The 25,813-nt window shown below is 68.7% G+C and carries 24 protein-coding genes; 9 read left to right on the forward strand and 15 right to left on the reverse strand.

What is annotated here, in order from left to right; translation table 11 throughout:
• Positions 1–19 precede the first annotated feature (19 nt).
• Positions 20–652, reverse strand: coding sequence for a hypothetical protein (locus GT347_RS05630; protein ID WP_160551029.1), 633 nt, complete (start codon positions 650–652; stop codon positions 20–22).
• 231 nt (positions 653–883) lie between these two features.
• Here GT347_RS05630 and GT347_RS05635 point away from each other — a divergent pair, with 231 nt between their 5' ends.
• The 9 genes from GT347_RS05635 (at position 884) to GT347_RS05675 (ending at position 10,469) form a co-directional block, all read left to right on the forward strand.
• Positions 884–2,482 (forward strand): GMC oxidoreductase, encoded by a 1,599-nt coding sequence (locus GT347_RS05635; protein ID WP_160551030.1) that lies wholly within the window; start codon positions 884–886, stop codon positions 2,480–2,482.
• Positions 2,482–2,880, forward strand: coding sequence for a DoxX family protein (locus tag GT347_RS05640; protein WP_160551031.1), 399 nt, complete (start codon positions 2,482–2,484; stop codon positions 2,878–2,880). Before GT347_RS05635 ends, GT347_RS05640 begins: the two co-directional genes overlap by 1 nt.
• A 24-nt stretch (positions 2,881–2,904) precedes the next feature.
• Positions 2,905–3,369 (forward strand): cupin domain-containing protein, encoded by a 465-nt coding sequence (locus tag GT347_RS05645; RefSeq protein WP_160551032.1) that lies wholly within the window; start codon positions 2,905–2,907, stop codon positions 3,367–3,369.
• A gap of 16 nt (positions 3,370–3,385) precedes the next feature.
• A complete protein-coding gene (locus GT347_RS05650; RefSeq protein WP_160551033.1) occupies positions 3,386–4,300 on the forward strand; it encodes an SMP-30/gluconolactonase/LRE family protein in 915 nt (304 codons plus the stop codon).
• Positions 4,297–5,106: a VOC family protein gene (locus tag GT347_RS05655; RefSeq protein WP_160551034.1), complete on the forward strand. Its 810-nt coding sequence runs from the start codon at positions 4,297–4,299 to the stop codon at positions 5,104–5,106. Before GT347_RS05650 ends, GT347_RS05655 begins: the two co-directional genes overlap by 4 nt.
• The gene (locus tag GT347_RS05660; protein ID WP_160551035.1) at positions 5,103–7,823 is read left to right on the forward strand and encodes an MGH1-like glycoside hydrolase domain-containing protein; all 2,721 of its coding nucleotides are present in this window, start codon (positions 5,103–5,105) and stop codon (positions 7,821–7,823) included. The genes GT347_RS05655 and GT347_RS05660 overlap by 4 nt, the downstream gene beginning before the upstream one ends.
• 59 nt (positions 7,824–7,882) lie before the next feature.
• A complete protein-coding gene (locus GT347_RS05665; protein WP_160551036.1) occupies positions 7,883–8,377 on the forward strand; it encodes a helix-turn-helix domain-containing protein in 495 nt (164 codons plus the stop codon).
• A 105-nt stretch (positions 8,378–8,482) separates the two neighbouring features.
• Positions 8,483–9,496, forward strand: a complete 1,014-nt coding sequence (locus tag GT347_RS05670) for a Bug family tripartite tricarboxylate transporter substrate binding protein (protein WP_160551037.1) — start codon at positions 8,483–8,485, stop codon at positions 9,494–9,496.
• Positions 9,497–9,941: 445 nt separating this feature from the next.
• Positions 9,942–10,469 carry a universal stress protein gene (locus GT347_RS05675; RefSeq protein ID WP_160551038.1) on the forward strand — a complete coding sequence of 176 codons (528 nt, stop codon included), beginning with the start codon at positions 9,942–9,944 and terminating at the stop codon, positions 10,467–10,469.
• 7 nt (positions 10,470–10,476) lie between these two features.
• Here the strand turns inward: GT347_RS05675 and GT347_RS05680 are convergent, their stop codons facing one another.
• From GT347_RS05680 to GT347_RS05745, 14 genes are all read right to left on the reverse strand, one after another.
• On the reverse strand, positions 10,477–12,321 hold the full coding sequence (locus GT347_RS05680) for a CocE/NonD family hydrolase (RefSeq protein ID WP_160551039.1): 1,845 nt from the start codon (positions 12,319–12,321) through the stop codon (positions 10,477–10,479).
• A 17-nt stretch (positions 12,322–12,338) separates the two neighbouring features.
• A complete protein-coding gene (locus tag GT347_RS05685) occupies positions 12,339–13,325 on the reverse strand; it encodes a Bug family tripartite tricarboxylate transporter substrate binding protein (protein ID WP_160551040.1) in 987 nt (328 codons plus the stop codon).
• Positions 13,326–13,480: 155 nt separating this feature from the next.
• A complete protein-coding gene (gene infA, locus GT347_RS05690) occupies positions 13,481–13,747 on the reverse strand; it encodes a translation initiation factor IF-1 (protein ID WP_160551041.1) in 267 nt (88 codons plus the stop codon).
• Positions 13,748–13,799: 52 nt separating this feature from the next.
• A complete protein-coding gene (locus tag GT347_RS05695) occupies positions 13,800–14,099 on the reverse strand; it encodes an RNA recognition motif domain-containing protein (RefSeq protein WP_160551042.1) in 300 nt (99 codons plus the stop codon).
• Between the two features lie 235 nt (positions 14,100–14,334).
• Positions 14,335–16,350: a sigma-54-dependent Fis family transcriptional regulator gene (locus GT347_RS05700; RefSeq protein WP_160551043.1), complete on the reverse strand. Its 2,016-nt coding sequence runs from the start codon at positions 16,348–16,350 to the stop codon at positions 14,335–14,337.
• Between the two features lie 150 nt (positions 16,351–16,500).
• Positions 16,501–18,138: a molecular chaperone GroEL gene (gene groEL, locus GT347_RS05705; protein WP_160551044.1), complete on the reverse strand. Its 1,638-nt coding sequence runs from the start codon at positions 18,136–18,138 to the stop codon at positions 16,501–16,503.
• A gap of 40 nt (positions 18,139–18,178) precedes the next feature.
• Positions 18,179–18,928 (reverse strand): iron-sulfur cluster assembly protein, encoded by a 750-nt coding sequence (locus tag GT347_RS05710; RefSeq protein ID WP_160551045.1) that lies wholly within the window; start codon positions 18,926–18,928, stop codon positions 18,179–18,181.
• Positions 18,928–19,989, reverse strand: coding sequence for an amidohydrolase family protein (locus GT347_RS05715; RefSeq protein ID WP_160551046.1), 1,062 nt, complete (start codon positions 19,987–19,989; stop codon positions 18,928–18,930). The genes GT347_RS05710 and GT347_RS05715 overlap by 1 nt, the downstream gene beginning before the upstream one ends.
• 12 nt (positions 19,990–20,001) lie before the next feature.
• Entirely contained in the window at positions 20,002–20,355 is a 354-nt protein-coding gene (locus GT347_RS05720) for an MmoB/DmpM family protein (protein WP_160551047.1), read from the reverse strand.
• 36 nt (positions 20,356–20,391) lie between these two features.
• Positions 20,392–21,477 (reverse strand): ferritin family protein, encoded by a 1,086-nt coding sequence (locus GT347_RS05725; RefSeq protein ID WP_160551048.1) that lies wholly within the window; start codon positions 21,475–21,477, stop codon positions 20,392–20,394.
• Positions 21,478–21,509: 32 nt separating this feature from the next.
• A complete protein-coding gene (locus GT347_RS05730; protein WP_160551049.1) occupies positions 21,510–22,568 on the reverse strand; it encodes an NADH:ubiquinone reductase (Na(+)-transporting) subunit F in 1,059 nt (352 codons plus the stop codon).
• A gap of 34 nt (positions 22,569–22,602) precedes the next feature.
• Positions 22,603–24,270, reverse strand: a complete 1,668-nt coding sequence (locus GT347_RS05735) for an aromatic/alkene/methane monooxygenase hydroxylase/oxygenase subunit alpha (RefSeq protein ID WP_160551050.1) — start codon at positions 24,268–24,270, stop codon at positions 22,603–22,605.
• Positions 24,271–24,490: 220 nt separating this feature from the next.
• Entirely contained in the window at positions 24,491–24,670 is a 180-nt protein-coding gene (locus GT347_RS05740) for a hypothetical protein (protein ID WP_160551051.1), read from the reverse strand.
• A 28-nt stretch (positions 24,671–24,698) separates the two neighbouring features.
• Positions 24,699–25,742 carry an NAD(P)-dependent alcohol dehydrogenase gene (locus tag GT347_RS05745; RefSeq protein ID WP_160551052.1) on the reverse strand — a complete coding sequence of 348 codons (1,044 nt, stop codon included), beginning with the start codon at positions 25,740–25,742 and terminating at the stop codon, positions 24,699–24,701.
• Positions 25,743–25,813: the final 71 nt, after the last annotated feature.

Raw genomic sequence — 25,813 nt, forward strand, 5'->3', positions numbered from 1 at the left:
GGGCCAATCGCCCACGACATCAGGCCTTGGAGGTCAGCACACCCGCATAGGTCAGCGAACTGCCGGTGGCCGACAGGGTGAACGACGCCGCCGTCGCATCCTGCTGCTTGCTCAGCGTGGCGTACAGCGACAGCAGGCCCGAAGGCCCGCTGGCATAACGCGCCGCCTGCGAGATCGCGGCGCTCTGCTTGATGGTGCCCGACAGGCTCTCGGCCGCGCTGGTCAGGCTGGCCAGGCGCGAGGAGAACCCGGGCTTGCTGCTGTCCGCACTCAGGAAGCTGTTGACCTTGGCCTTGTCCGCATCGCTGCCGCTCACCACCAGCTTGCCGGCGGAGGACACACCGAAGCTCACCGCCCCGCCGAGTTCCACACCGGTCTTGGCCAGCGCCGCGCGAAGCTCGCTGGCCAGTGCGTTCTGCTGCCGGTCCAGGCCGCCCTGGGCGACCGAGGATTGATAGCCGTGGCTGGCCGCGAGCACCGCGCTGCGGCTGGCGGCCGAGGTGCCGGCGGCCTTGGCCGTGGTGGCTGTCGTGGCTGACGCGTCGCTGCCGTCCGTGCCCGCCGCCTCGGCCTTCGCCTGCGCCCGGGTGACGGCGGCCTGCACATAGGCGGCCAAGGAGCTGCCGGTCAGTCCGGATGAAATCGTCGACATGGGGTCTCCCTCTGGTCGGCCCATCCTATTCACAAGACGGATACGAAAGCCCCGGAAAAACGGGCGGATCGCCAGCCATTTCCGCGACGCCCACCGATCGCGCCGGCCGCGCGGTCGGGCCGGTGTAAGACGAGTTCGCCAACCCGGGCGCGGCCCGCCCAAAGCGCTGCCGGCTTCCTATGATCGAAATCCCCGATCAGGGCCGGCACCAGGCCCAGGCAGAACGACAACATGCACCACGACATCATCGTGATCGGCTCCGGCCCCGGCGGGGCTTCGCTGGTCCGGAGCCTGGCGCCCACGGGCAAGAAGATCCTGCTCATCGAACGCGGCAACTACCTGCCGCGCAGCCAGGCCAACTGGGACCCGCGCACCGTCTTCGTCGAAGGCGCCTACCAGGCCAAGGAGACCTGGCACGGCGCCGACGGCAGCACCTTCCATCCCGGCCTGCACTACTACGTGGGCGGCAATTCCAAGGTGTACGGCGCGGCGCTGCTGCGCATGCGGGAGCAGGATTTCGGGGAGGTGCTGCATGCCGATGGCGTCTCGCCCGCCTGGCCCCTGCCCTACGAGGCCTTCGAGCCCTGGTATGCCCAGGCCGAGGCCCTGTTCCAGGTGCACGGCCAGGCCGGCGAAGACCCGTTGGAGCCGCGCCGCAGCGGCCCCTTCCCCCATCCGGCCGTGGCGCACGAGAGCCGCATCGAGACCCTCGCCGAAAGCCTGCGCCGCCAAGGCGCCCATCCCTTCCATCTGCCGCTGGGCATCCTGCTCGACGAGAAGGACGGCCAGCCCACCCCCACCAGCCGCTGCATCCGCTGCGATGCCTTCGACGGCTTTCCCTGCCTGCTCAACGGCAAGGCCGATGCGCAGGTGATCTGCGTGGACCCCACGCTGGCCGCCTGGCCCAACGTGACGTTGATGACCGATGCCTATGCCGAGACGGTGGAGACCGATGCCTCCGGCCGCAGCGCCACCGCCGTCCATGTGCTGTTCGGCGGCACCGGCCCGATGCGCGGCCAGCGCGAGCGGCTGACGGCCGACATCATCGTGCTGGCCTGCGGCGCGCTCTCCACCGCCCTGCTGCTGCAGCGCTCGGCCAGCGAGCGGCATCCCAAGGGCCTGGCCAACGGATCGGACCAGGTCGGCCGCAACTACATGCGCCACAACCAGTCGGTGCTGATGGCCCTGGCGCGCGAGCCCAACGACACGGTGTTCCAGAAGACCCTGGCCGTGAGCGACTACTACTTCGGCGATGCAGGGGACAAGGACTGGCGCTACCCGCTCGGCCTGATCCAGATGTGCGCCAAGACCCATCCCGCGCAGATCCGCGGCGAGGAGCTGCCCGCCTGGCTGGAGAAGTGGCTGCCCGACCTGCCCTTCGACGCCCTGGCCCGCCACTCCATGGACTTCTGGCTCAGCAGCGAGGACCTGCCCCGGCCCGAGAACCGCATCCAGCTGCGCAGCGACGGCAGCGTGCTGCTCGATGTGCACCAGAACAATATGCAGGCCCACCGCAAGCTGCGCGCCAAGCTCGAAGAGTTGCTCAAGCATTGCGACGTGCATCCCCACCTGCTGGAGCGGGAGCTTTACTTCGGCAAGGACATCCCCATCGGCGGCACCGCCCACCAGTGCGGCACCGCGCGTTTCGGCCGCGATCCGGCCAGCTCGGTGCTGGACCTGGACTGCAAGGCGCATGAACTCGACAACCTCTATGTGACGGATGCGAGCTTCTTCGTCTCCAGCGCGGCGGTGAACCCCACGCTGACCATCGTGGCCAATGCGCTTCGGGTGGCGGACCATCTCAAGACCCGGCTGGGCGCCGCGCGCTGATGCCCCACGACACCGCCCTGCTGATCGCCCGCATCTGCCTGGTGCTGATGTTTCCCTTCAGCTGCCTGGACAAGATCGTCAACCGGCGCGATGCGCTGGCGCAGGCCGCCTCCAACCCCTGGGTGCCGGCCGCCTTCGCGCCGCTGTTGCTGGTGCTGGGCGGGCTGCTGGAGATCGCCGGGCCGGTGTGCGTGGTCAGCGGCTGGATGGCCCGGCCGGCCGCCGCGTTGCTGGCGCTGTACTGCGTGGCCACCGCCCTGCTCTTTCACCGCTTCTGGGCCAGCGGCGATTTCTGGCAGCCCGGTGCCAGCGCCGGCCGCGCGCATTTCTGGGACTTCACCAAGAACCTCGGCCTGACCGGCGGACTGCTGCTGGTCGCGCTGGGGCAAGGCTTCTGACAACACAACACGGGAACCCTCACCATGGCAGACGACAAGCAACAGGACATGGGGCCGCCGCCGGCCACCGATTACTGGCACCTCTGGACCGACGAGCACGGCGTGAGCCATCAGCAGAAATGCAGTCTCGACGCCTTCCATCCGCACAGCGTGGGCAGCGCCGCGCCGCAGTGGAACGACGAGCAGAAACGCAGCGAAGCCACCGTGGTCTTCACCGTGCAGCCGGCCGGCTGGGTGGGCGACTGGCACGAGAACCCCGCGCCGCAGTGGATCGTGCCCCTGTCGGGCCGCTGGTTCGTGGAGAGCATGGACGGCACCCGCATCGAGATGGGGCCGGGTGAACTCTCGCTCGGCGAGGACCAGAACTGCGTGGCGGATGCAGAGGGCCGCAAGGGCCACCGCTCCGGCACCGTGGGCGACGAGCCGGCCCACCTGATGACCATCCAGCTGCATGTGCCGCCGGTGGGTAAGCCCGGCCACCTGCGCTGAACCGGGACCACCACGCATGGGCATGGATCTCTACGACATCCTCGACGAGGAATTCCGCCCCCTGGTACTGCCCAACGCCCGCCTCGAAGTGCTGGCCACCGGCCGCCGCTGGCTGGAAGGCCCGGTCTGGCTGGCCGACCAGGACTGCCTGCTGGTGAGCGACCTGCCCGAGGACCGGGTGCTGCGCTGGTGCCCGGACGGCAGCGTCTCCACCCTGCGCCAGGGCCAGGGCTGGTTCGAGAACGGCCATGCCCGCGACCGCCAGGGCCGGCTGCTGGCCTGTTCGCACCGGCAGCGCTGCATCACCCGCACCGAATGGGATGGGCGCATCACCCGGCTGGCCGAGCATTACAAGGGCCTGCGGCTCAACTCTCCCAACGATGTGGCCGTGCACCCGGACGGCAGCATCTGGTTCACCGACCCGCCCTATGGCATCCAGACCGATTACGAGGGCGGCAAGCAGGTGTCGGAGTTGCCGGCGCAGGTCTACCGGCTGGATGCCGAATTGGGCGAACTCGCAGTCGCCACCGATCGGCTGGCCGGCCCCAACGGCCTGTGTTTCTCGCCCGACGGCAAACGCCTCTACATCGCCGAGACCGGCCTGCAGTTCGCGGCCGAGCCGGTGCAGCACATCCGAGTCTTCGATGTGGCGGAGGACGGCCGCAGGCTGGATGAAGGCCGCTTCTTCCACCAGGTGGCGCCCGGCAATGCCGACGGCATGCGCTGCGACGAGGCCGGCCGGCTCTGGACCAGCGCGGGCGACGGCGTGCATTGCCTGGCGCCGGACGGCCGGCTGCTGGGGCGCATCCATGTGCCGGCCGCCGTGGCCAATCTCTGCTTCGGCGGGCCGGCGCTGTCGCGGCTTTTCCTGTGCTGCGGCGACACGCTGTACGGGATCGCCACCAACACCCGCGGAGCGGCCCTCCTGTGAAGGCGACCGGCTTGTTCGCCATCGTGCGGCCGGTGCTCGACCTGGCGCGCGCCAGCGGCTTCTACCGGCAGGCGCTGGGCTTCGTGCCGGACACAAGTGCGCTGCCCGCCGGATTGCCTGACGCGCTGGCCGAAGCCTGGGATATCGAGGCCGCAGCCTGCACCGCGCTGCGGCTGGGTTCGCAGACCTTGGTGCTGGTCGCCTGCGACACCCTGCCGCCCCGGCCCGACCGCGGCGCGGACGATGCGCAGTTCCAGCACATCGCCATCGTGGCTTCGGACATGTCGGCCGCCTGGCAACGGCTGCAGCCCTTCGCCCCGCAGGCGATCACGCAAGGCGGCCCGCAGCAGCTACCGCCCGCCTCGGGCGGCGCCACCGCCTTCAAGTTCCGCGACCCGGACGGCCATCCGGTCGAACTGCTCGCCTTCTCCTCGCTGCCCGAACACTGGCGCGATGCAGAGCCAGGCCCGACCCTGGGCATCGACCACTCGGCCATCACCGTGGCGGACGCCGACAGCTCCATCGCCTTCTACGCCGAGTACCTGGGCCTGGCTCTGCAGTCCCGCCAGCACAACCAGGGCCCGGAGCAGGCCAGTCTCGACGGGCTTGCCGCTCCGCAGGTCGAAGTGCTCGCCCTGGCCGCGCAAGCCGCACCGCATCCGCACCTGGAACTCCTGGCCTACCACCCGGCCCGCGGCAGCGCCCTGCACCGCGCCGCACCCGTCACCACCACCGTCTGGACCGCCACGGGCGCCGCCCGCCTGCGCGATCCCGACGGCCATCTGCATCTGCTGCTGCCCCCATGACCCTGCCCGCACCGCCCACCCCCGCCGAGCCGGCCATCCCCTCCGACGAGCAGCCCTGGCTGCTGTGGGGCCCCTACCTCAGCGAACGCCAGTGGGGCACGGTGCGGGAAGATTGCAGCGCGTCGGGAGACGCCTGGGCGGCGGTCGACCACGACATGTCGCGCAGCTTCGCCTACCGCTGGGGCGAGGAAGGCATCGCCGGCATCAGCGATGAACGGCAGCGCCTGTGCCTGGCGCTGTCGCTGTGGAATGGCCGCGATCCGATCCTGAAGGAGAACTTCTTCGGCCTCTCGAACGCCCAGGGCAACCACGGCGAAGATGTGAAGGAGGTGTGGCACTACCTGGACAACACCCCCGACCATCGCTGGATGGCCATGCGCTACCGCTATCCGCAGGCCGCCTTCCCCTACGAGCAGCTGATCCGCGAAAACGCCGCCCGCGACCGCGACCAGCCGGAATACGAGCTGGCCGACACCGGCGTCTTCGCGCAGAACCGCTTCTTCGACATCGATGTCGAGATCGCCAAGCCCGGCGCCACCGAAGTCCTGCTGCGCTACACCGTTCATAACCGCGGGCCCACCGACGAGACCCTGCACCTGCTGCCCACCCTGTGGTTCCGAGCCGACCCGGACCGGCCTGCGGGTGAACCGCCCTGCATCGCAGGCGGCGCCGGCCAGGCCATCGCCAGCCATTGCACCCTGGGCCGTTATGCGCTGGAGGTCGAGGGCGTGGACGCCTCGGCCTGGCTCTTCACCGACAACAGCAGCAACCTCGAGCGCCTGCAGTCCCTGGGCGCGCAAGGCAATCCGCAGATGCTGCCGGCCGATGCCGAGGGCGGCTTCTGGAAGGACGGCATCCACGAGCGGGTGGTACATGGCCGCACCGACGCCGTGCGCAGCCGCCCCTACGGCACCCGGGCCGCGGCCTGGCGTCAGATCCGGGTGCCGGCCGGCGCCAGCGTGGCGGTGCGCGCGCGGCTGGTAGCGCTGCCGGACTCGGGCCAGCTGGCACCAGCGGCCTTCGGCGCCGCCTTCGATGCCATCCTGCAGCAGCGCCGCGAAGCCGCCGACGCCTTCTACGCCGCCCGCCAGGACAGCACCCGCGACGCACACTGCCTGGCCCTGCAGCGCCAGGCCTGGGCCGGCCTGCTGTGGAACAAGCAGTACTACAGCTACGAGATCCGCCGCTGGCTCGATGGCGACCCCGGCGCGCCCCCGCCGCCGGCCGAGCGCCAGCATGGCCGCAATGCCGCATGGGACCACCTGCGCGCCCACGACATCCTGCTGATGCCCGACAAATGGGAGTACCCCTGGTTCGCCAGCTGGGACCTGGCCTTCCACAGCATCGCCATCGCCCCGGTGGACCCGGCCCTGGCCAAGCGCCAGATCACCATGCTGCTGCATGACCGCTACATGCATCCCAACGGCCAGCTGCCGGCCTACGAATGGAACTTCTCGGACGTGAACCCGCCGGTGCATGCCATGGCCGCCTGGAAGGTCTACCAGCGCGACGCCGCCATCATCGGCACGCCCGACCGCGATTTCCTGCGCCATGTGCTGCACCGGCTGATGCTCAACTTCACCTGGTGGGTCAACCGCGAGGACGCGCGCGGCAACAACATCTTCGAGGGCGGTTTCCTGGGCCTGGACAACGTCAACATCTTCGACCGCAGTCAGCCCCTGCCCGGCGGCGGCGAACTCGAGCAGGCCGACGGCACCAGCTGGATGGCCATGTACGCCCTCAACCTGATGCGCATCGCCATGGAGCTGGCGCAGGACGACACGGTCTACGAAGACCTGGCGATCAAGTTCTCCGAGCACTTCTTCCACATCGCCGGCGCCATGGCCAACATGGCCAACACCGACGGCCTGGGCCTGTGGGACGAGGAGGACGGCTTCTACTACGACATGCTGCGCCTGCCCGATGGCAGCGCAAGGCGCCTGAAGCTGCGCACCATCGCCGGCCTGGTGCCCTTCTTCGCGGTGGAGGTGCTGGATGACGCACGCATGGAAAAACTCCAGCACCTGCGCGCCCACCTCGACGCCCTGCTGCACCGCCGCCCCGACCTCGACGCCCTGGTCAGCCACTGGCGCGAGCCCAGCCGCGCCCCCGGCGCCGCGCCCGACGACAGCGCCGCGCCCGCCGCCGAAGGCCACACCCACCTCTTCAGCCTGCTGCGCGGCCACCGCATGAAACGCGTGCTGAACCGCCTGCTCGACGAGAACGAGTTCCTATCGCCCCACGGCCTGCGTTCCGTCAGCAAGGCCTACGAGGCCGATGCCTTCGATTTCTCCATCGGCGACTCGCGCTATGCCCTGCACTACACCCCCGCCGAAAGCGACAGCGGCATGTTCGGCGGCAACAGCAACTGGCGCGGGCCGGTGTGGCTGCCGCTGAACTTCCTGATCGTGGAATCGCTGCGGCGCTTCCACGCCTACTACGGCGACGAATTCCGGGTCGAATGCCCGACCGGCTCCGGACGGCAGCACACCTTGTGCGAAGTGGCCGACTTCCTGCAGGACCGGCTGCTGTCCCTCTACCGCCCCGGTCCCGACGGCTCCCTGCCCGGCAACGGCAGGCCGGGGGAATGCGCCGACGCAACCGATGGCGCCAGCCCCGCGCCGCTGCTCTTCCACGAGTACTTCCACGGCGATACCGGCCTGGGCCTGGGCGCCGCGCACCAGACGGGGTGGACCGCGTTGCTGGCCTTGCTCTGAGCGTCCCCGTTCGCTCGCCATAAAATGTCCAAAATTTTGGACAAATTTATAGGGTGAAAATGAGCACCTTGATCGATATCGGCCAAGCCGTCCGCGCCCGCCGCACGGCACTGGGACTCTCCCAGAGCCAGCTGGCGCATCTGAGCGGGCTCTCTCGCCAGACCCTGGTCGGGCTGGAGAACGGACGTCTGGCGGACCTCGGCGTGAACCGGGTAGCCCAGGTCACCTCCGTACTGGGTCTCGCGTCGGCGCCCCTCAACACACAGGTGCGCAGCAAGAAGCGCGGCCTGTGGATGGCCGCCAAGACGGCCAGCGTGAGCTACGCAAGCGAACTGACGCCGGAAATCCTGGGCAAAGCCCTGGTCAGCGGTGAAGCGCCGCCCACCTTCATTCCGCACCTGGTGCATCTGCTGGACGAAGCCCCGGTGTCCATGCTCGTCATGGCGGTGGAAGAGGCTGCCGCCCAGGCCCATGTCTCGCCGAAGACGGTCTGGCCCCAGATGGCCAGGCTGGCCCAGTCCTTGTCCGTGCACCGGAAGTCGGTTTGGACATAAGTCCCGACGCGAGCAGCGGGGAAGAGGTTTCTCGGGAAATCACGGTGTCATCCTTTCGCCTTCCGCCTGGAAGATGACAACGTTATCAATCCCGATGGAGACAAGATGCAGCATTCCATGTCGAAGCCGCGGCGCCTGGCGGCGACGGGCATCGCCGCAGCGCTGGCGATGTGCGCCTGGCCTCTGCAGGCCCTGGCCGCGGATGCCGGCGCAGGCTATTTTTCCGGCAAGCAGATCAAGGTGATCGTGCCCAACCCGGCGGGCGGCACCTCCGACATCCTGGCGCGCATCCTGGCGCCCAAGCTCTCCGAGGCGCTGGGCGCCACCGTGCTGGTGGAGAACCGGGCCGGCGCCACCGGCAACCTGGGCTCGGACTATGTGGCCAAGGCCGCGCCGGACGGGCTGACGCTGCTGCTCAACGACATCGGCTCGCTGGCCATCGCGCCCAGCGTATTCCCCACCCTGCCCTTCGACCCGGTGAAGGACTTCGCGCCGGTGATCCTGGTGGCCTATTCGCCGCACATCCTGGCGGCCTCGCCCTCGCTGCCGGTGAAGGACGTGAAGGAGCTGATCGCGCTGGCCAAGGCCAAGCCCAACTCCATCAACTTCGCCATCTCCGGCACCGGCGGCGCCAACCACCTGGCGGGCATCGACTTCGCCATGCGCACCGGCATCGTCTGGACCTATGTGCCCTACAAGGGCGGCTCGCAGGCGATCAACGACGTGATGGCCGGCCAGGCCGACCTGCTGTTCAACGGCATGGTGGCCACCTACCCGATGGTCAAGGGCGGAAAGCTGAAGGCGCTGGCCATCTCCAGCGCCAAGCGTTTCCCGGCCGCGCCGGAGATCCCCACCGTGGCCGAGTCGGCCGGGCTGAACGGCTTCGAGACGGGCTCCTTCCAGGGCATCGTGGCGCCGGCCGGCACACCGGCGCCGGTGGTGGCCACGCTGCATGCGACCGTGCAGAAGATCCTGGCCACGCCCGAGATGCAGCAGCGCCTGCAGGACCTGGGCGCCGAATACCGGCCTGGCACCTCGGCCAGCTTCGGCGAGTTCATCAAGACCGAGAAGGCGCGCTGGGCCAAGGTGGTGAAGGAGTCGGGCGTCAAGTTCGATTGAGGTTCGTCGAGCCGGGGCGGCGGGGGATGAAAAGCGTCTGATCAAAGCAGCCGACAAGCGTTGTGATAAGCACCTGAAAATGCTTGCCGACGCCAGTCAGGAAGCATCATGAGCACTACGCTGCAAAGCATCATCGAAGAGTTCTCCGACGAGGATCAAGAGTTCATCCAGCGCAAAGCGGGCGTTTTGGCTGAGCACATGATCCGCCACCGGAATCCCCGACGGAGTTCCGCAAGGCGCCGGTCAAGCCGACGGTGTCGCGGCGCACACCCGAGCCCAGCCTTGAGGCAGATGGCGGCGGCTCGTCCAGACGAAGGTCGAGATAAAGGCTTCGGTTGCCTGACGTCGGCTTTGGGGAGCATGCCTTTTCCTTGATCGAGGTCAAGCAGCCCGCGCGGACCGGGCAGCAGACTGGCGGCCTCACATTCCCCAGAAGGAGATCGCCATGTACCAAAGAATCCTGGTGCCGGTGGACGGCAGCGCCACCTCGCAGCGCGGCCTGCAGGAAGCCATCGGGCTGGCGCGACAGACGCACGGCCGCATCCGCCTGCTGCATGTGGTCGACCAGCTCGCCTTCAGCTACATGACGGATGCCTATAGCGGCTTCATGGGCGACTGCCTGTCGATGCTGCGCGCCGACGGCGAGAAACTGCTGGAGACGGCCGCGGCCACGGCCGGGGCGGCGGGTGTTCCGGTCGAGACCGCGATCCACGACGGGCTGGACCGGCGCCTGCACGAAGTCGTCGAGGACGAGGTGCGCGGCTGGCAGGCCGAGCTGATCGTCATCGGCACCCATGGCCGGCGCGGCGCCAGCCGGCTGCTGCTGGGCAGCGATGCCGAACGCATCCTGCGCACCTCCACCGTGCCGGTGCTGCTGGTGCGCCAGCCCGAGCCGGCCGCCGTGCACGCGCCGGCGCAGGCACAGCCGCCGGCCCATGTGCACCAGCCGACGGCCGCCCTGTCCTTCGAATAGCGCCTGTTCAGGCCCGTGCCGGATCGACCACGGGCAGTTGCAGCCTGCAGCCTTGGGTACCGCCCAGCTCGAAGCGGTAGAGCGGCGGCCTGCCATGCGGCACCTGCTGGAAATGCTCGCCGTCCGCGCCCGAGAGCGACAGCCGCAGCCGGCTGCCGGCCGCGAGCTGCCAGGCCACGGGCAGCATGGCGATCTGCAGCGTCTCCGTCACCGCCGGGTCCATCGGCCGCGCCAGGCGGCGCGAGTATTCGCGGAAGGGCCAGGCCGTGCGGTAGTTCTCCGGCGCGGGCGACACGGCCCGGTGCGACAGGCGCAGGCAGCCTTCGTTGATGTAGACCAGCCTGCCGTCGGCCAGCTCTTCCGACAGGTAGGCGAACAGGCTGCCGTCGCCCTGGCTGCAGGACAGGGTCAGCTCCAGCAGCACATGGCCGGCGAGTTCCAGCGCCTGCGGCAGCGGGTCGGAGCGGAAGGACAGCATGCGGGCCTCGTGCTCCGGCCAGTCCTGGTAGTAATCGACGATGGCCAGGGCGCGCAGGCGTTCGTAGCGGCTGTGCTGGCCGCTGGAGACGGCGAAGCTCGTCTGCAGTTCGGCGTGTTCCACCACCTGCGCCGGTGTCGGGGCCAGGCGGCCGGGCTGCAGGAACCAGTCGGTCGGCGTGGCGGCCGGCGGCCATTGCGCGGCCTGCCGCCACTGCTCGGCATGGGTGCAGAAGTAGTGCACCGGCGACTCGGCCTCCAGGCCCGTCTCCAGGCCGGCGAGGTGCCGATCGAAGAAACGCAGCACCTCCGACAGGATGGGGAACTCCGGCGCGCCGCGGCCCGCCGTGCGCCAGGGCGAGCCATTGGTGCGGGCGCCGTGGTCCCAGGGGCCGATCAGCAGGCGGTCGTCCTGGCCCTTCAGGGTGAGGAAACGCGAGATCGAACCGTGCACGAAGTTGCTGCCGTCGTACCAGCCCGAGACCGAATACACCGCCACCTTGCCGGCCACCTCGTTCAGGTACCAGTAGGGGCTGCAGGCGCCGCTGTGCAGCTGCGGGTCGTAGAGCATGCCCTCTTCGCGGAAGGCCATCTCGCCGGCCATGTCGCGCAGCAGGAAGCTGTCCTCGTGCTCGCGGATCGCCTGCTGCACCAGGGCGCCGTCCGGGTCCTCGTCCACCGGCGCCGGGCCGGCGTAGCGCGGGTCGGCGAAATAGGGATAGGCCTTGAGTTCCTCGCGCCGATCGCGGTCCAGCGCCAGGATCAGGTCGTCGTAATGCGAGGTGACCGTCTTGCAGGCGATGCCGCCGGGAAAGACATGGTCGCTGTAGGTGTCCGACACCGCGAACAAGGGCGCGATCGCCTTGACCGCCGGGTGCCCGGTGCTGCCCAGGAAGCAGGAAGCCGCGCCCAGGTAGGAGATGCCGGTAGCGCCGATGGCGCCGTTGCACCAGGGCTGCTCGGCGATCCACTGCGCCATCTCCAGGTAGTCGCCGCGCTCCATCGGCGAGCGGAAGGCGTCGCGCTGGCCGAAGCTGGCGCCGCTGCCGCGCACGTCCAGCACCACCAGGGCATATCCGCGCGGCACGAAGAAGTCGCGGTAGATGGCGATGTTGGGCGAGGGTTCGGCGCCGGGGGCGGTCACCTTGAAGCGCCGGTAATAGGGCGTCATCACCGCGATAACGGGCAGCCGCGCGGGGACGGTCTCGCCCTGCCCGGCTTCGGGCAGGTAGACGTCCAGCGCCAGGCGGCAGCCGTCGCGCATCGTCAGGTAACGCGACTTCGGCTCGCCGATGCTCCAGCGGGCCGGGCGGCCCTGCGCATAGTCACCCGGCGTGCGCTGCCACGCGCCGCCGTTCAGGTCCAGATCCGACATGCGTTTGCCTTCTCCTATCAGTCGAAGCTGATGTTGAGTGTCTTGATGAGATCGCCCCAGATCTTCGATTCCTGCGCGGCGCGGGCCTTGATCTGCTCGCTGCTGCCGGGGATGGGAAAGAGGAACTGCTCGTTGAGTTTCTTCTTCGTCTGGTCGTCGTCCAGGAAGGCAATGACGGCGCCTGAGAGCTTCTTGACCACGTCCGCCGGCATGCCGGCCGGGCCGACCAGGGCGTACCAGCCCGGCAGCGCGGGCATCTGCGGCGCGAGTTCCTTGATCAGCGGGATGTTGGGCATGCGCGCGGCGCGTTTGTCGCCGGACTGGGCCAGGGCCACCACCGCGCCGGCCTCGTACTGGGGCAGCGCGGTGACGGTCACCACACACATCAGGTCGGTCTCGCCCGAGACCACCGACAGCAGCGCCGGGCCGGCACCCTTGTAGGGAATGTGGCGCACGTCCAGCTTCAGGTCGCGCACGATCTTCTCCATGTAGAGATGCGTCGAGTTGCCCAGGCCCGCGCTGGCATAGGTGAGCTTGCCCGGCTCGGCCTTGGCTTTTGCGATGAAGTCCGCCCAGCTCTTGATGCCGCTGTTCTGGCTGGCGACCACCATGAAGCTGGCATCCACCACCGGGGCGATGAAGCTGAAGTCCTTGATCGGGTCGAAGGGCAGTTTCTTGTAGAGATGCTCGTTGAAGCTGGCCAGCGACACGCTGGTGAGGAAGACGGTGTAGCCGTCCGGCCGCTCCTTGGCGACGATGGAAGAGGCCAGCACGCCGTTGGCGCCGGGCTTGTTGTCCACCACCACCGAGCCGTTGAGGTAGCGGCCCATGAACTCGGCCAGCTGGCGGCCGGTGGCGTCGGCGCCGGAGCCCGGGCCCTGTGGAATCACCAGGCGGATCGGCCGCGCCGGATAGTCCTGCGCCCATGCGGCGCGCGGGCCGAAAGCCGCGGCCGCCGCCACCATCACCAGCGAGCGGCGCTGCATCCCTGAAACCTGCTTCATGTCTTCACCTCGGAACAATCGAACAAAGCCGTCCACGATGCAAAGAAAGTGCCAACTCCGGCAAGGGTGCTTGCCCGCAGGACGCACAAAAGCCTCGCTGCAATCGCTTGCGGCGAGGCTCTTGACTGCACGCGGCCTGCCAGGCAGGCCGGCCCTCAACGGCGCTTGTGCGTCGGCGGTGCGCCGGTGCCCGGACGACGTTCGGGCAGGTGGCGGAACATGATGCGCCCCTTGCTCAGGTCGTAGGGGGACAGTTCCAGCGTGACGTCGTCGCCCGCGATGATGCGGATGCGGTGCTTCTTCATCTTGCCGCCGGTGTAGGCGATGAGTTCGTGGCCATTGCTCAGCAGCACACGGCAACGCGAGTCGGGCAGGATTTCTTCCACCCTGCCGCGCATTTCGATGAGTTCTTCTTTACCCAAGGATCTACCTTCTTGCGGAAATGAAAAAAGGCGGCCGGAGCCGCCTCGGGGATCAGTAGCCGCCGCGGCGGCCGTAGCCGTCGTTGCTGCGCGGAGCACGCGGCTCCTGCGGGCGGGCTTCGTTGACGGTCAGCGGACGGCCTTCGAGCTTCTTCTCGTGCATGCCGCCGATGGCTTGCTGGGCTTCGCTGTCGTTGGACATTTCGACGAAGCCGAAGCCCTTGGAGCGGCCGCTGTCGCGGTCGATGACGACTTGCGCCTTCAGCACGGTGCCGAACTCGCTGAACATCTGGGTCAGGTCGTCGGAGGAAAGGGTGTAGGGCAGGTTGCCCACGTAGAGTTTGTTGCTCATAGGAATCTCCATGGCTGTTGAAAGGCGATGGAGCTTGAGAGCAATCACAAACACGGCGTCATGAAGGACGCCTTGGAAAACACCGCGGGGGACACACCCGTGGGTGTGCCCTCCATTATGGACCGGCGCGGCATGCCTGCGGCCGGGCAATGACCTTTATTTCCAAAGGATGCTGCCGCAGCGAGAAGAAGCGTCGGGCCCGCACCCGCATTAAGGCACAGCATGCGTGACGGCCTCATCCGAGCTGCCGATCCCGGCCCGGCGTGCCCTGCGCCGGATGCAGCCGGCCCACCAACTGGTAGCGCTCGACCTTGCGGTAGAGCGTGCTGCGCGACACCCCCAGCGCCCGCGCGGCATGGGTCAGGTTGCCATGGGCCGCCTGCAGCGTGCGTTCTATGGTCAGGCGCTCCACCTCCTCCAGGCTGCCGGACATCTGCAGCGCGACCGCGGCGGGCGCCCGGCCGGCGGCGGCCAGGATCTCCGCGGGCAGCTCGTCGGCATGCACCAGGGGCTCGCCGGAGGTGAGCAGCAGGCTCTCCACCACGTTGCGCAGCTCGCGCACATTGCCGGGCCAGGCGTAGGCCTGCAGCAGGGCCATCACCTCGTCGGAAAAGATGCGCATCGGCAGGCGGTGCCGTTCGGCCAGCAGGCGGTTGAAATGGACCGCCAGCAGCTCGATGTCGCCGGCGCGCTCGCGCAGCGGCGGCACGCGGATCGCGGTCACCGCGATGCGGTGGTAGAGATCGCGGCGAAAACGCCCGGCCTCCACTTCCTGCAGCAGGTCGCGGTTGGTCATGGCCAGCAGGCGCACGTCCACCGGCCGATGGCGTGCCTCGCCCAGGCGGCAGACCACGCCCTCCTCCAGCACCCGCAGCAGCACCGGCTGCAGATCCAGCGGCAGCTCGCCGATCTCGTCCAGGCACAGGGTGCCGCCATGGGCCAGCTCGAAGCGGCCGGGGCGGCCTTCGTGGGTGGCGCCGGTGAAGGCGCCGCGCACATGGCCGAAGAGTTCGCCGGCGATCAGCTCCCGGGTGGTGGCGCCGCAGTTGAAGCTGACGAAAGGCCCGCCGCGCGGGCCCTCGCCATGCAGGGCGCGGGCGAAGAGCTCCTTGCCCACGCCCGTCTCGCCCTGGATCAGCACACCCACCCGGCGCGGCGCCAGCTGGCTCGCGCGTTCGATGGCGCCGAGCAGCGCGGTGCTGCGGCCCAGCAGCTTGCCGAAGCTGCTGCGTGCGGGGTCGAGTTCGGAGTCGGCGGCCCGGCCCGGTGCTGCGGCCGCGGTGGCGATCGTCGCCGCCGCCGCGGTGCGTGATGGCCGCGGCACGCCGATCCAGGCGCCGACGGTGCGGGTGCCGGCACGTACCGGATGCAGCCACTCCGCCCGCAGGCATGGCGGCAGGCGCCGCGCCCACTCGTCGGCAGGCAGGCCGGCTGGCAGCCCCGGCAGGCGCTCGCCCGCCTGCAGCGGCAGGCCGGCCACGCTGCCGCGCAGGTGCAGCAGCCGGCCATCGCCGTCGAGCACCAACAGGGCCTGCATGTCGCCCACGCCCGGGGTCTGCAGCGCGGCCTCCAGCAGCTGCATCTGCTCGCGCACCAGGCGTTCGGCCAGCACCGCCTCGATCTGCCGCGCCGCCGACAGGGCCAGCACCAGGTTGTTGCGCTGGTAGGTCGAGGGCGGGCCGGAGATGTCGACCACACCCAGCACCTGCTCGCTGCCCGGCCGGAACACCGGCGCGGCGGCGCAGGTCCAGCGCTTGATGCCTTCGCAGAAATGTTCGGCCGCATGCACCGTCACCGGCTGGCGCGTGGCCAGCGCGGTGCCTATGCCGTTGGTGCCGACCACGCCTTCATGCCAGTTGGCGCCGGCCACCAGATGGATGCCCTCGGCCGCCTCCAGGGTGCGCATGTCGCCGGCCACGTCCAGCACCACGCCGTGGGGATCGGTCAGCAGCATGATCGAGCCGGACTGGGCCAGCAGATGGGCCGAGGCCATGAACAGGCCCTGGGCCGCGCCCATCATGTCCTGGTTGTGGCGGCGCAGCTGCTCCATCGCATCGCCCAGCGCGGCCAGCGGCGCCGAGCGCGAGCGCGGCTCCACCGCCGAGCGCATGCTGCGCTGCCAGGAGGCCAGCACGAGGCGGGAGACCGGGATGCCGGCCGGCGGGGCGCCGGTGATCAGGCGTTCCCAGGCCTCCATGGTCTGACGCTCGTCCGCCGGCTCCGGCGCGGCGGCCGGGCTGCGCGGGGGCATGTTCTCGGCTTTGATCTTGGTCTCCTTCGGCGCCGTTTCTGCGCGGCGCCTGCTGGCTCATCGTGGGCTTTGGGTGCCCGTCAGATTCTGCTGCGATACCTCCTTCGATGCAGCAGATCCTTGCTGTACAACACCGCTTCGCACACACCTTTACTGCCGGCCGAAACGCTCCGCGCCGCCGCCCAGCGCGGGGCCGGCGGTGGGGTCCGCCGTATCGGGTTTCCTGGCGATCAGGGTCTGGGTGGTCAGGATCAGCCCGGCCACCGAGGCCGCGTTGCGCACCGCGCTCGAACTGACCTTGACCGGATCGATGATGCCGGCCAGCGCCAGGTCGGTGAAACGGCCGGTGCGCGCATCCAGGCCCACGCCGGGCTGGGCGGCCAGGGTGCGTTTCATCACACCGACGGCATCCAGCCCGCAGTTGGCCGCGATGAAATGCAGCGGCTGCTGCAAGGCCCGCTGCAGCAGGCGCGCGCCCTGCTGCACGCCACCGCTGCTGTGCTCGATCAGCGGTTCGAGCGCCGAGGCCGCCCGCAGCAGCGCCAGCCCGCCGCCGGGCACCACGCCTTCGGCGATGGCGGCGCGCGCGGCATGGATCGCATCCTCGATCAGGTGCAGCCGGCGTTTCTGCTCCACCGGCGTGGCGCCGCCGGCCATCAGCACCGCCGTGCCGCCGGAGAGCTTGGCGACGCGCTCCTTGAGTTTGTCGCGCTCCACGTTCTCCGGCGCCAGCTCCCATTGCCGGGTGGCCTGCTGGCGGCGGGCCTCGATCAGGGCCGGGTCGCCGGCACCGGCGGTCACCACCGTCTGGTTGGCCGAGATGCGCACCTGGCGCGCGCCGCCCAGGTCGCGTTGTTGCACGGCGGCGATGCTGCCGCCCAGGTCGCGTGCGATCACCCGGCCGCCGGTGAGGATGGCGATGTCCTCCAGCATGGCCTTGCGCCAGTGGCCGTATTCCGGCGGATGGATGGCCGCCACCGGCTGGCCGCCCCGGTCGCGCCAGGCCAGCAGGCTGACCACGCAGGCCGGCGCCACCTCGTCGGCGATCACCAGCAGCGGCCGTTTCGCCTCGGCCGCCAGCGCCAGGATGGCATCCACTTCCGCCGTGGTCTGCAGCCGCATGTCGGTCATCAGGATCAGCGGGTTCTCCAGCACCACCTGCATGCGCTCCACGTCGGTGATCATGTGGTGCGACAGGTAGCCGCGGTCGAAGGCCATGCCGTCGACCACCTCCAGCCGGGTCTCGACGGTGCTGCCGTAATCCACATCGACGATGCCGCCCGGGCCCACCCGCTCCAGCGCTTCGGCCACCAGGTGGCCGGTGGCGACATCGTTGGCCGCCACCACCGCCACCGCGCGCAGTTCCAGGCCGTCGGCCAGGGGCCGGGCCGAGCGCTGCAGCTCGGCGATCACCTCGGCCACCGCCAGCTCCAGCCCCTCCACCAATTCCACCGGATTGGCGCCGCGCCCCAGGCAGGCCAGGCCGTCCTGCACCAGCGCATCGGCCAGCACGGTGGCGGTGGTGGTGCCGTCGCCGGCCACCTCGTTGGTCTGGCGCGAAACCTCGCGCAGCACCTGCGCGCCCATGTTCTCGAAGGGGCATTCCAGCTCCACCTCGGCGGCGATGCTCACGCCGTCGCGCGAGATGATCGGCGTGCCGATCGGCCTGTCGATCACCACGTTCATGCCGCGCGGCCCCAGGGTGCCGCGCACCGCCCGCGCCAGCTTGGCCACGCCCCGGCCCAGGGCCTGGCGGGCTTCGTCGTCGTGCAACATGATGTTTGCCATTTTTTTGTCTCCATCCATCTCGTTATTCAGGTCTTCAGGATCAGTGAGCCGGCTGCCGCACGATGCGGATCGGCACGGCGGCGCCCGCGCCCGGCGGGTAACGCGCGGCCAGCAGGCCGCGGCACAGGGCGCCGTTGAATTCGGCGTTGATGTCCACGCGCTGCGTGTCGGTCAGATGGCGCGCCAGGGCCGCCGCCGCGATCGCACCGCCCTCGGTATCGACAAAGGCCAGGGCGCCGCCGCCGGCCACGTCGCGGCGCTGCAGGTAGCGCGCCCGCAGGCGCTCGCCGGCCTCGGCCAGGGGCAGGCCGGCCAGGGCCTCGCGGCGCATGGCGACCAGGGCCTGCGCCGTGTGGCCGGCCTCCAGCAGCCAGGCCAGCAGGGCCGCCTGGCGGCGCTGGAAGGCCTTGCGCTCGAAGGTGCGGCGCAGGGCCTGCAAACCGCCCTCGGCCGCTTCGCCGAAGGCGGCTTCGAAGCCCTCGCCGCGTGCCACGCCGGCATTGATGGTGTCGGCGTACATATGGTCCTGCAGCAGCACCCTCACCCCCTCCACCCAGGCCAGTGACGAGACCGCGAGGCGCATGTCGTCGGCCATGAGGAAGGCGAAGTTGGCGGCGCACCAGTAGGTCGGCAAACGAAAGCCGATGCGCACCTGGCCGGGCGCGGTCAGGGTGATGTCGGTGATGAAGTCCAGCTCCGTCACCGGCTCGTCCAGCTCCGGGTCCACCACCGTCGCCAGGCAGGCGCGCACCTGGGCGATGCGCTCCTGCCGCAGGCGGCCGGTGTCCATCAGGCGGCCACCGCCGCGCCGTCGGCCGGCGCCAGCGCGGATTCCACCGGGCGGGCCTGGTGCGCGTTGGGCAGGCGCAGCTTCTGTGCCTCGATGTCCACGCCGTAGAGCCGGGCGGCGTTCAGGCCCAGGATCTTCTTCTTGGCCTCCAGGTCCAGCACCGCGCCGGTTTCCTTGGCCAGAGCCTCGGGCAGCTCGTAGGCCATGAAGTCCTCGATCAGCCAGTCGGGGGTCCAGATGCCGTAGTCGCTGCCGTAGAGCAGTTTGTCCGGCCCCAGCCACATCAGCAGCTGCGAGATCACATGGCCGAAGTACTGCGGCTTCTTGCGGATGAAGGGCAGCACCACCGCCAGGCCGCCGTAGACATTGGTCTCCTGCGTGGCGATCCAGCAGAAGTCGTCCAGGCGCGGCAGGCCGCAATGCTCCACGATGAAATTCAGGCCCTGGAAGTTGGTGGCGGCCGCGTCGATGTCGGCCACGTCGAAGGCATCGCGGTCCAGCGGCAGGATGGTCGGGCCCTTGTGCACATGGATGTTGCGGATGCCCAGGGCTTCGCAGCGCTCCAGGTACTTCTCGGCCCAGGGGTCGGTGAGTTTGTAGCCCCGGCTGGCGCCCTTCCATTCGGCGGTGTAGAGCTTCACGCCCTGCAACTGGTGCTTGGCGGCGAGTTCGTCGAGCTGGTCCAGGCCCGCCGCCTCGTCGCGCGGGTCGAAGGCGCCATTGACGATGAAGCGGCCCGGGTACTGGGTCTTCAGCACAGCGTTCTGCTCGGTGGTGTTGAAGCCCTGCACATAGAAGTCGGTGAGGTAGGTCGGCTGGCAGATCGCCATGTCGTCGTAGCCGTGCACGAACAGGTCGCGGTGCATCTGCTCGGCGCTGTAGGTGTCGAACTGCTCGCGGGTGAGCAGCTTCTCGGCCGGGCTCAGGAAGGTGTGGTAGCCGTAGAAGCAGTTGATGAACTGCTCGCCGTGGATGTTCCTCTGGTTGGCCTTGCTGCCGTCCCATTTGTGGACATGGCCGTCGATGACGAAGATCTCTTCTCCGGATGCGGTGGTGTACATGGTGCTGTCTCCTTATTCGTAGGCCATGGCTTCTTCCATGTTGCCGAAGAGCACCACGGTGTTTTCATCGACCATCACCATGCGCCCGTAGTGGGTGGAGGTGGATATCTCGAAGAGGTGGGCGGTCATCTCGCGGCCCAGGGCCTCGCCGATCTCGTCCATGTGGAATTCGATGCGGCCCTCGCCGTCGATGCGGATCATGGCCGGCAGGTAGGTCACCCGGATGCCGGGCTTGCTGGCCATCAGCTCGGCGATGGCGCGGGCCTCCACGCTGTCGTTCATGGTGACGCCGCACTGGTGCGAGATGGTCTCCTGGAACTCCAGGTCCTTGAAGGACTTGAAGATGCTTTTCTCGTGGTCTGACATGGTGGGTCTCCTCGGTGGGTGGGATGGGGATTCGGGTCAGGCGGACAGCGCTTCGGGCAGCTCCAGGCCGAGCTGCACGGCGATGTTGCGGATGCGTCCGGTGGCCGAGGCCAGGGCGTCCTCGAAGCGCACCACCTTGACGTGCGGCAGCGACCAGATCGGCTGCAGGTGCCGGGCCGCCGACAGCGCCAGCTCGCCGTAGCGCTGCAGCCAGCCATTGAAGAGCAGCACGTTCTGCGGCCCGTGGGTGTCGTCGCTCACCAGCATGTGCACCAGCTCCACGCAGTTGGCCAGGTTGCGCTGGTAGTCGCCCTCGGCGGCCGATACCACGGTGGGCGTGAGGAAGTCGTTCTGCGAGGCCGCCGCCTGCATGAAGAAACCGCTGCGCAGCAGCTCGCCGACCAGGGGCTCGAAGACGATGTTGACCGCGAAGTACTGGGCCAGGAAGTCGGTCTCGCCGCCTATGGTCTCGACCAGCTCGCGGGTGGGCTGCCAGACCGGATCGCTCAGCCACTGCTGCTTGCCGATCTCGGCGTCGAAGCCGGCGATGTCGGTGCCGATGTCGCCGAGGTAGAGCGTCAGGTCCTGGGCGAAACGCAGCTTGTAGGAGGCGTTGGTGAGGATGGTGCTGTTGACCATCTGGGTGTAGCCGTAGCGCTGCGCATGCATCAGCGCCGTGCCCATGCCGAACTCGGCATGCTTGTAGGCGCCCAGGTGTTTCTCCAGCACCTTGACCCAGGTCTTGTCGAAGCGCTGCGGCGCTCCGGCGCGCCGGGCGTTCTCCACCGCCTGCGAGATCATGCCGACGATGGTGGACTGGCGCTGGAAGTGGGTGCGCTCCCATTCCTCGTCCACCGCGCGGTAGGCATGCCAGTCGGCGCAGCGGGCCGCCGTCCAGGTCTCCGAATAGGTGGGCGTGCCGTCGGCGAAGGAGATGATCCAGTCCTGCAGCAGGTAGCGCTTGGGGTCGGGCTGCACGTCGAGGGTCATGTCCTCGTAGTGCGTGGCCTTGCGGCCCTTGGGGGTGAAGTAGTTGTACTTGCGGCTGTCGGAGCCGGCGAATTTCGCGGCGCCGGCCGCGCCCGAGGTGACCGCGGGCGAATCGAGGGTGGCGGTATCCATGCTTTGTCTCCTGTTGGGTTTTGGAAGGTGGATCAATGGGCCAGGCTCAGCGCGGCGCCGGCCTGGACGAACTTGTCGACATGGGTGTGCTCGGCCGCCACGCCCAGGCGCTGCAGCGCGGGCAGCACCGCATCGACCATGGGCGGCGGGCCGCAGACATAGGCATCGGCCTGGCCGGGCAGCGGGCGTTCGGCCATCACCCGTTGCAGGGCCTCGTGCACGAAGCCGGTCTCGCCCGTCCAGCCGTCCCCGGGCGCGGCCTGGGACAGCACGGGGATGAACTCGAAATCCGTTAGCCGTGCGGCCACGGCGGCGAACTCTTCCAGGAAGAACAGGTCCTGCCGGCTGCGCGCGCCGTAGAAGAAGCGGATGGGCCGCTGCTCCCCGCTCTCGATGTGGTCCTGCAGGATGGACCACAGCGGCGCCATGCCCGAGCCGCCGCCCACCAGCAGCATCGGCCCGGGCCGCGCCTCTCGCCGGAAGCAGCCTCCGAAGGGGCCCTTCAGCGACACGGCCGTGCCCGGCCGCAGCCGGGCATCGACCAGCGAGGAGAAGGCCCCTTGCGGGTACTTGCGGATGATGAAGCGCAGGGTGTCCGGCGAACTCTGCGTGCTGGCCATGGAGTACGAGCGCGTCACGCCCGCCTCCGGCACCGTGAGCTCCACATACTGGCCGGCCCAGAACTTCATCGGCTCGGCCAGCCGCACCTCCAGCAGGCGGATGTCGTGGGTGAGTTCGCTCACCGCCACCAGCTCGCCGGGGAAGTCCCGCACGGCGATGGAGCGCCGCATCAGGTCCTCGTCGTAGTTCAGCAGTTCCACCGTCAGGTCGCTGAAGGCGTAGGTGCGGCAGAGCAGCACATGGCCGGCATCGCGTTCGTAGTCGGGCAGCGCGAAGGTGGAGTAGTCCTGCACTTGGGCATCGCCTTCCAGCAGCACGCATTTGCAGCTGCTGCAGCGGCCCTCGCGGCAGCCGTGGGCCACCGCGATGCCCTGGCGGAAGGCGGCGTCCAGCACCCACTCGCCCTCCTCGCATTCCATCTCGACGCCGACCGGCTCGAAGCGGACCTTGTGGATCTTCTTTTCGGACATGGTCTGGGTTTCCCGTGTTCGGCCGGCCGGCCGTTCAGATCGGGTTGATGGTGAAACCCTTGCGGTACTCGGCCATGTGCTTTTCACGCGCCTCGGGTGTCATGGCACGCAGCAGGGTCAGCGGGCTCTGCAGGGTGTGGCCGCGCACATGGTCCAAGGTCCACATCTGCCGGTCGTCGAAGCGCAGGTGGGGCTGCGAGACCAGGGTCTTGCCGTCCGAGCGCACGAAACCCAGGTCCTTGATCGCATCGGCCAGGTCCCAGCCGTGATAGCACTCCTCCCATTCGCGCCGTCCGCTGAAGCGGCCCATGGCGGGCGTGGCGCGGCCTTCGTATTCGGCGGCGAAGGCGGTCTTGTGGGTCCAGCGGCACTGCTCGCAGCAGTAGGTGTAGACCTTGCCGTCGACCTCGTCCATCACCGCGTCCTCGCGGATCAGGCAGGGCACCATGCAGCTCCAGCAGCGGTGCGGGTAGACGTAGCCGTTCTCCTGGTCGAAGAGGATGTTGGTCTGGCCGGGCACGCTCTTTCTTTCGTACCACTTCCAGAAGTTGCCGAACTCGGCATACCAGCCCGGGTACTTGTGCTCGAACCATTCGAAGTCGCGTTCGGTCTGCGCCTCGATGCGCCAGAAGTTCACCGGCCAGCCCACGGCGAAGAACTGCGCCACCTTGTGCACATAGTTCTTCTTCACCAGCCGGTCCCAGGCGGCGCCCACGTCGTCGTGGTGGATCTTCACGCCGTACTTCTCCAGCGGCAGCAGGTAGGTGCGGTAGTAGTCCTCGTAGATCCAGCGGTGCCACAGCTCGGCGTAGCTTTCCTTGTTCTTGCTGCGGTCGGTGGTGCCGTATTCGATGATGGTGCCGATGGCCGCGTCCACGATGGCGTGGTTCTGCCAGAAGGCGTAACGGATGTCGCGCTCCAGCAGCAGGTGGTTGTCCGGATCGTTGACCACCGACATCAGCAGCGAATGGCCGTTGCCGATGTGGCGCGACTCGTCGGACTGCACCGAGAGGAAGACCGAGGACAGGGCGTAGTCGCCGTTGCGCGCGGCTTCGGACGGCATCGCCACGAAGAGCGTGTTGGTGAAGCCGGTCTCGGCCACCACCTGCAGGTAGATGTTGGCGGCGGTCAGCGCATCGCCGGTGAGGAAGCCTTCGGCGAACTGCCGGCCGATGGTGGTGGCGTAGCACTTGCCGAAGGCGGCCTCGGTGATGTCGAAGCCGGCCGGGTCGATGTAGTTCTCCATGTACCACTTCTTCAGGTTCATCTGGATGGTGGAATGGCGGAACTCGTCGACCATCTGCATGGTGAAGCCGGTGCGCAGCTCCTCGCCCGGGGCCAATTGGCCGAGCATGGACATGGAGCGGGCGGCCGAGATTTCCGGGAAGGGAATGATCGCCAGGAACAGCTTCATCCACTCCACCCAGCGCGGCTGGGTGTTGCGGAACATGTCGCCGCGCAGGGCGGCGTCGAGCGCGCCGTAGACGCGGTTGTCCTTCTCCTCCTGCATCGGAAAGTAGGAGCGCAGCACCTGCTTCATCGGGTCGCGCGGCGCCTTGCTGATCTTGTAGTCGGTGGGGAAGGTCATCGCTTCCTTCACATAGCTCGGCTGCCAGCCGAGGTCGGCGATGCGCCTGGCGGCCTCCGCCACGCTGATCCCCTTCTGCGAGGTGATCTTGTTGAGTGTCAAACCAACGGACATGGTCATCTCCTGTGTGTGTGTTTCGCTGGGCCGATCTGCCGGGACGCATGGGTGGCGCCCCGGCTTCCTCATTGCGATTCGCGTGCCATTGCTCCAATCCCTGATGCCCTCGCTGGCCGCCCTCTGAGGGACGCTGCGGCGGTGCGCATGCGGCTGTCGCGGCCGTCCTGTTCCGGGACACCGCGCCGTCCCGCGGCGGACGGCCGGCGGCTCGGGGTTTTCACGGGGCGGGCGCGGTCTCCTGGGTGTCGGGCGCGGTGCGTTCGGCGAGATAACGCGCGGCGAGCACCAGCGCGCCGATGGCGAAGTCCTTGCCGAAGGCGGCCGTCATCGCGTCCGAGAGCTGGCCGAGCTGGGCGAAGAAGGCGTCCTTCTGGGCGCCGGTCGTGTCCTGTGTCATGGGTGTTCCTCCAGGCGTTCGCAAAAGCTCAGGGAATCAGCACCGCGCGGCCGCTGACCTTGCCGTGGTGCAGGTCGAGCAGGGCCTGGTTGGCGTCCTGCAGCTTGTATTCGCGGGTCTTCAGGTGCACCAGGCCGCGGTCGGCCAGGGCCATCAGCTCGACCAGTTCGGGCCAGGTGCCGACCAGGTTGCCGACGATGCTTTTCTCGCTGGTCACCATGTCCAGCGTGGGCAGCTCGATGCGGCCGCCGTAGCCGACCACGTAGTAGGTGCCGGCATTGCGGGTCATGGCCAGGCCCTGGGCCACGGCGTCGCCCTCGCCGACGAAGTCGATCACCGCCTCGGCGCCCTGGCCCCTGGTGATTTCGAGCACCCGCTCCAGCTCGCTGCCATCGGCCTTGACGGCATGGTGGGCGCCGCATTCCTGCGCCAGCTTCAGCGCGGTCTCGCTGCGGTCCACGATGACGATCTCGGCGGCGCACAGCGCGGCCAGCACCTGGATGCCGATATGGCCCAGGCCGCCCGCGCCTATCACCACCGCGAACTCGCCAGGCAGCAGGTGGCGCGAGGCTTTCTTGGCCGCTCGGTAGGCGGTCAGGCCGGCATCGGTGTAAGGCGCCACATCCTTGGGCGCCAGCGTCTTCGGCAGCTTGATGAGGGAGCGCTGGCCGGTGCGCAGGTACTGGGCATAACCGCCATCGGCATTGATGCCGGGGAAACGGCTCTCGTCGGCATGCATGTCGTCGCCGCGCCGGCAGGCCAGGCAGTGGCCGCTGGTCACCAGCGGATGGCAGATCACCGGATCGCCCACCTTCACCCCCGTCACCGCCGAACCCATGGCCTCGACCCAGCCGGCGTTCTCGTGGCCCATGACGTAGGGCAGCGAGACCTGCACCTTGCTGCGCCAGATGCCCTCCACCACGTGCAGGTCGGTGCGGCAGACACCGGCGCCGCCGATACGCACGATGACGTCGGTGGGGCTCTCGATCTTCGGGTCGGGCCAGTCCTCGTATTCGACGAAGCGACCACTGCCCAGGGTCTCGTCGTAACGGTGCAGCACCGCAGCTTTCATAGGTGTCTCCTTGTTTTGGAAGACGCCTTTCAGCAACGGACATGCCACGCGCCGGGGGTGGCGGGGCAAGT

This window comes from Xylophilus rhododendri (assembly GCF_009906855.1).
Classification (GTDB): domain Bacteria; phylum Pseudomonadota; class Gammaproteobacteria; order Burkholderiales; family Burkholderiaceae_C; genus Xylophilus; species Xylophilus rhododendri.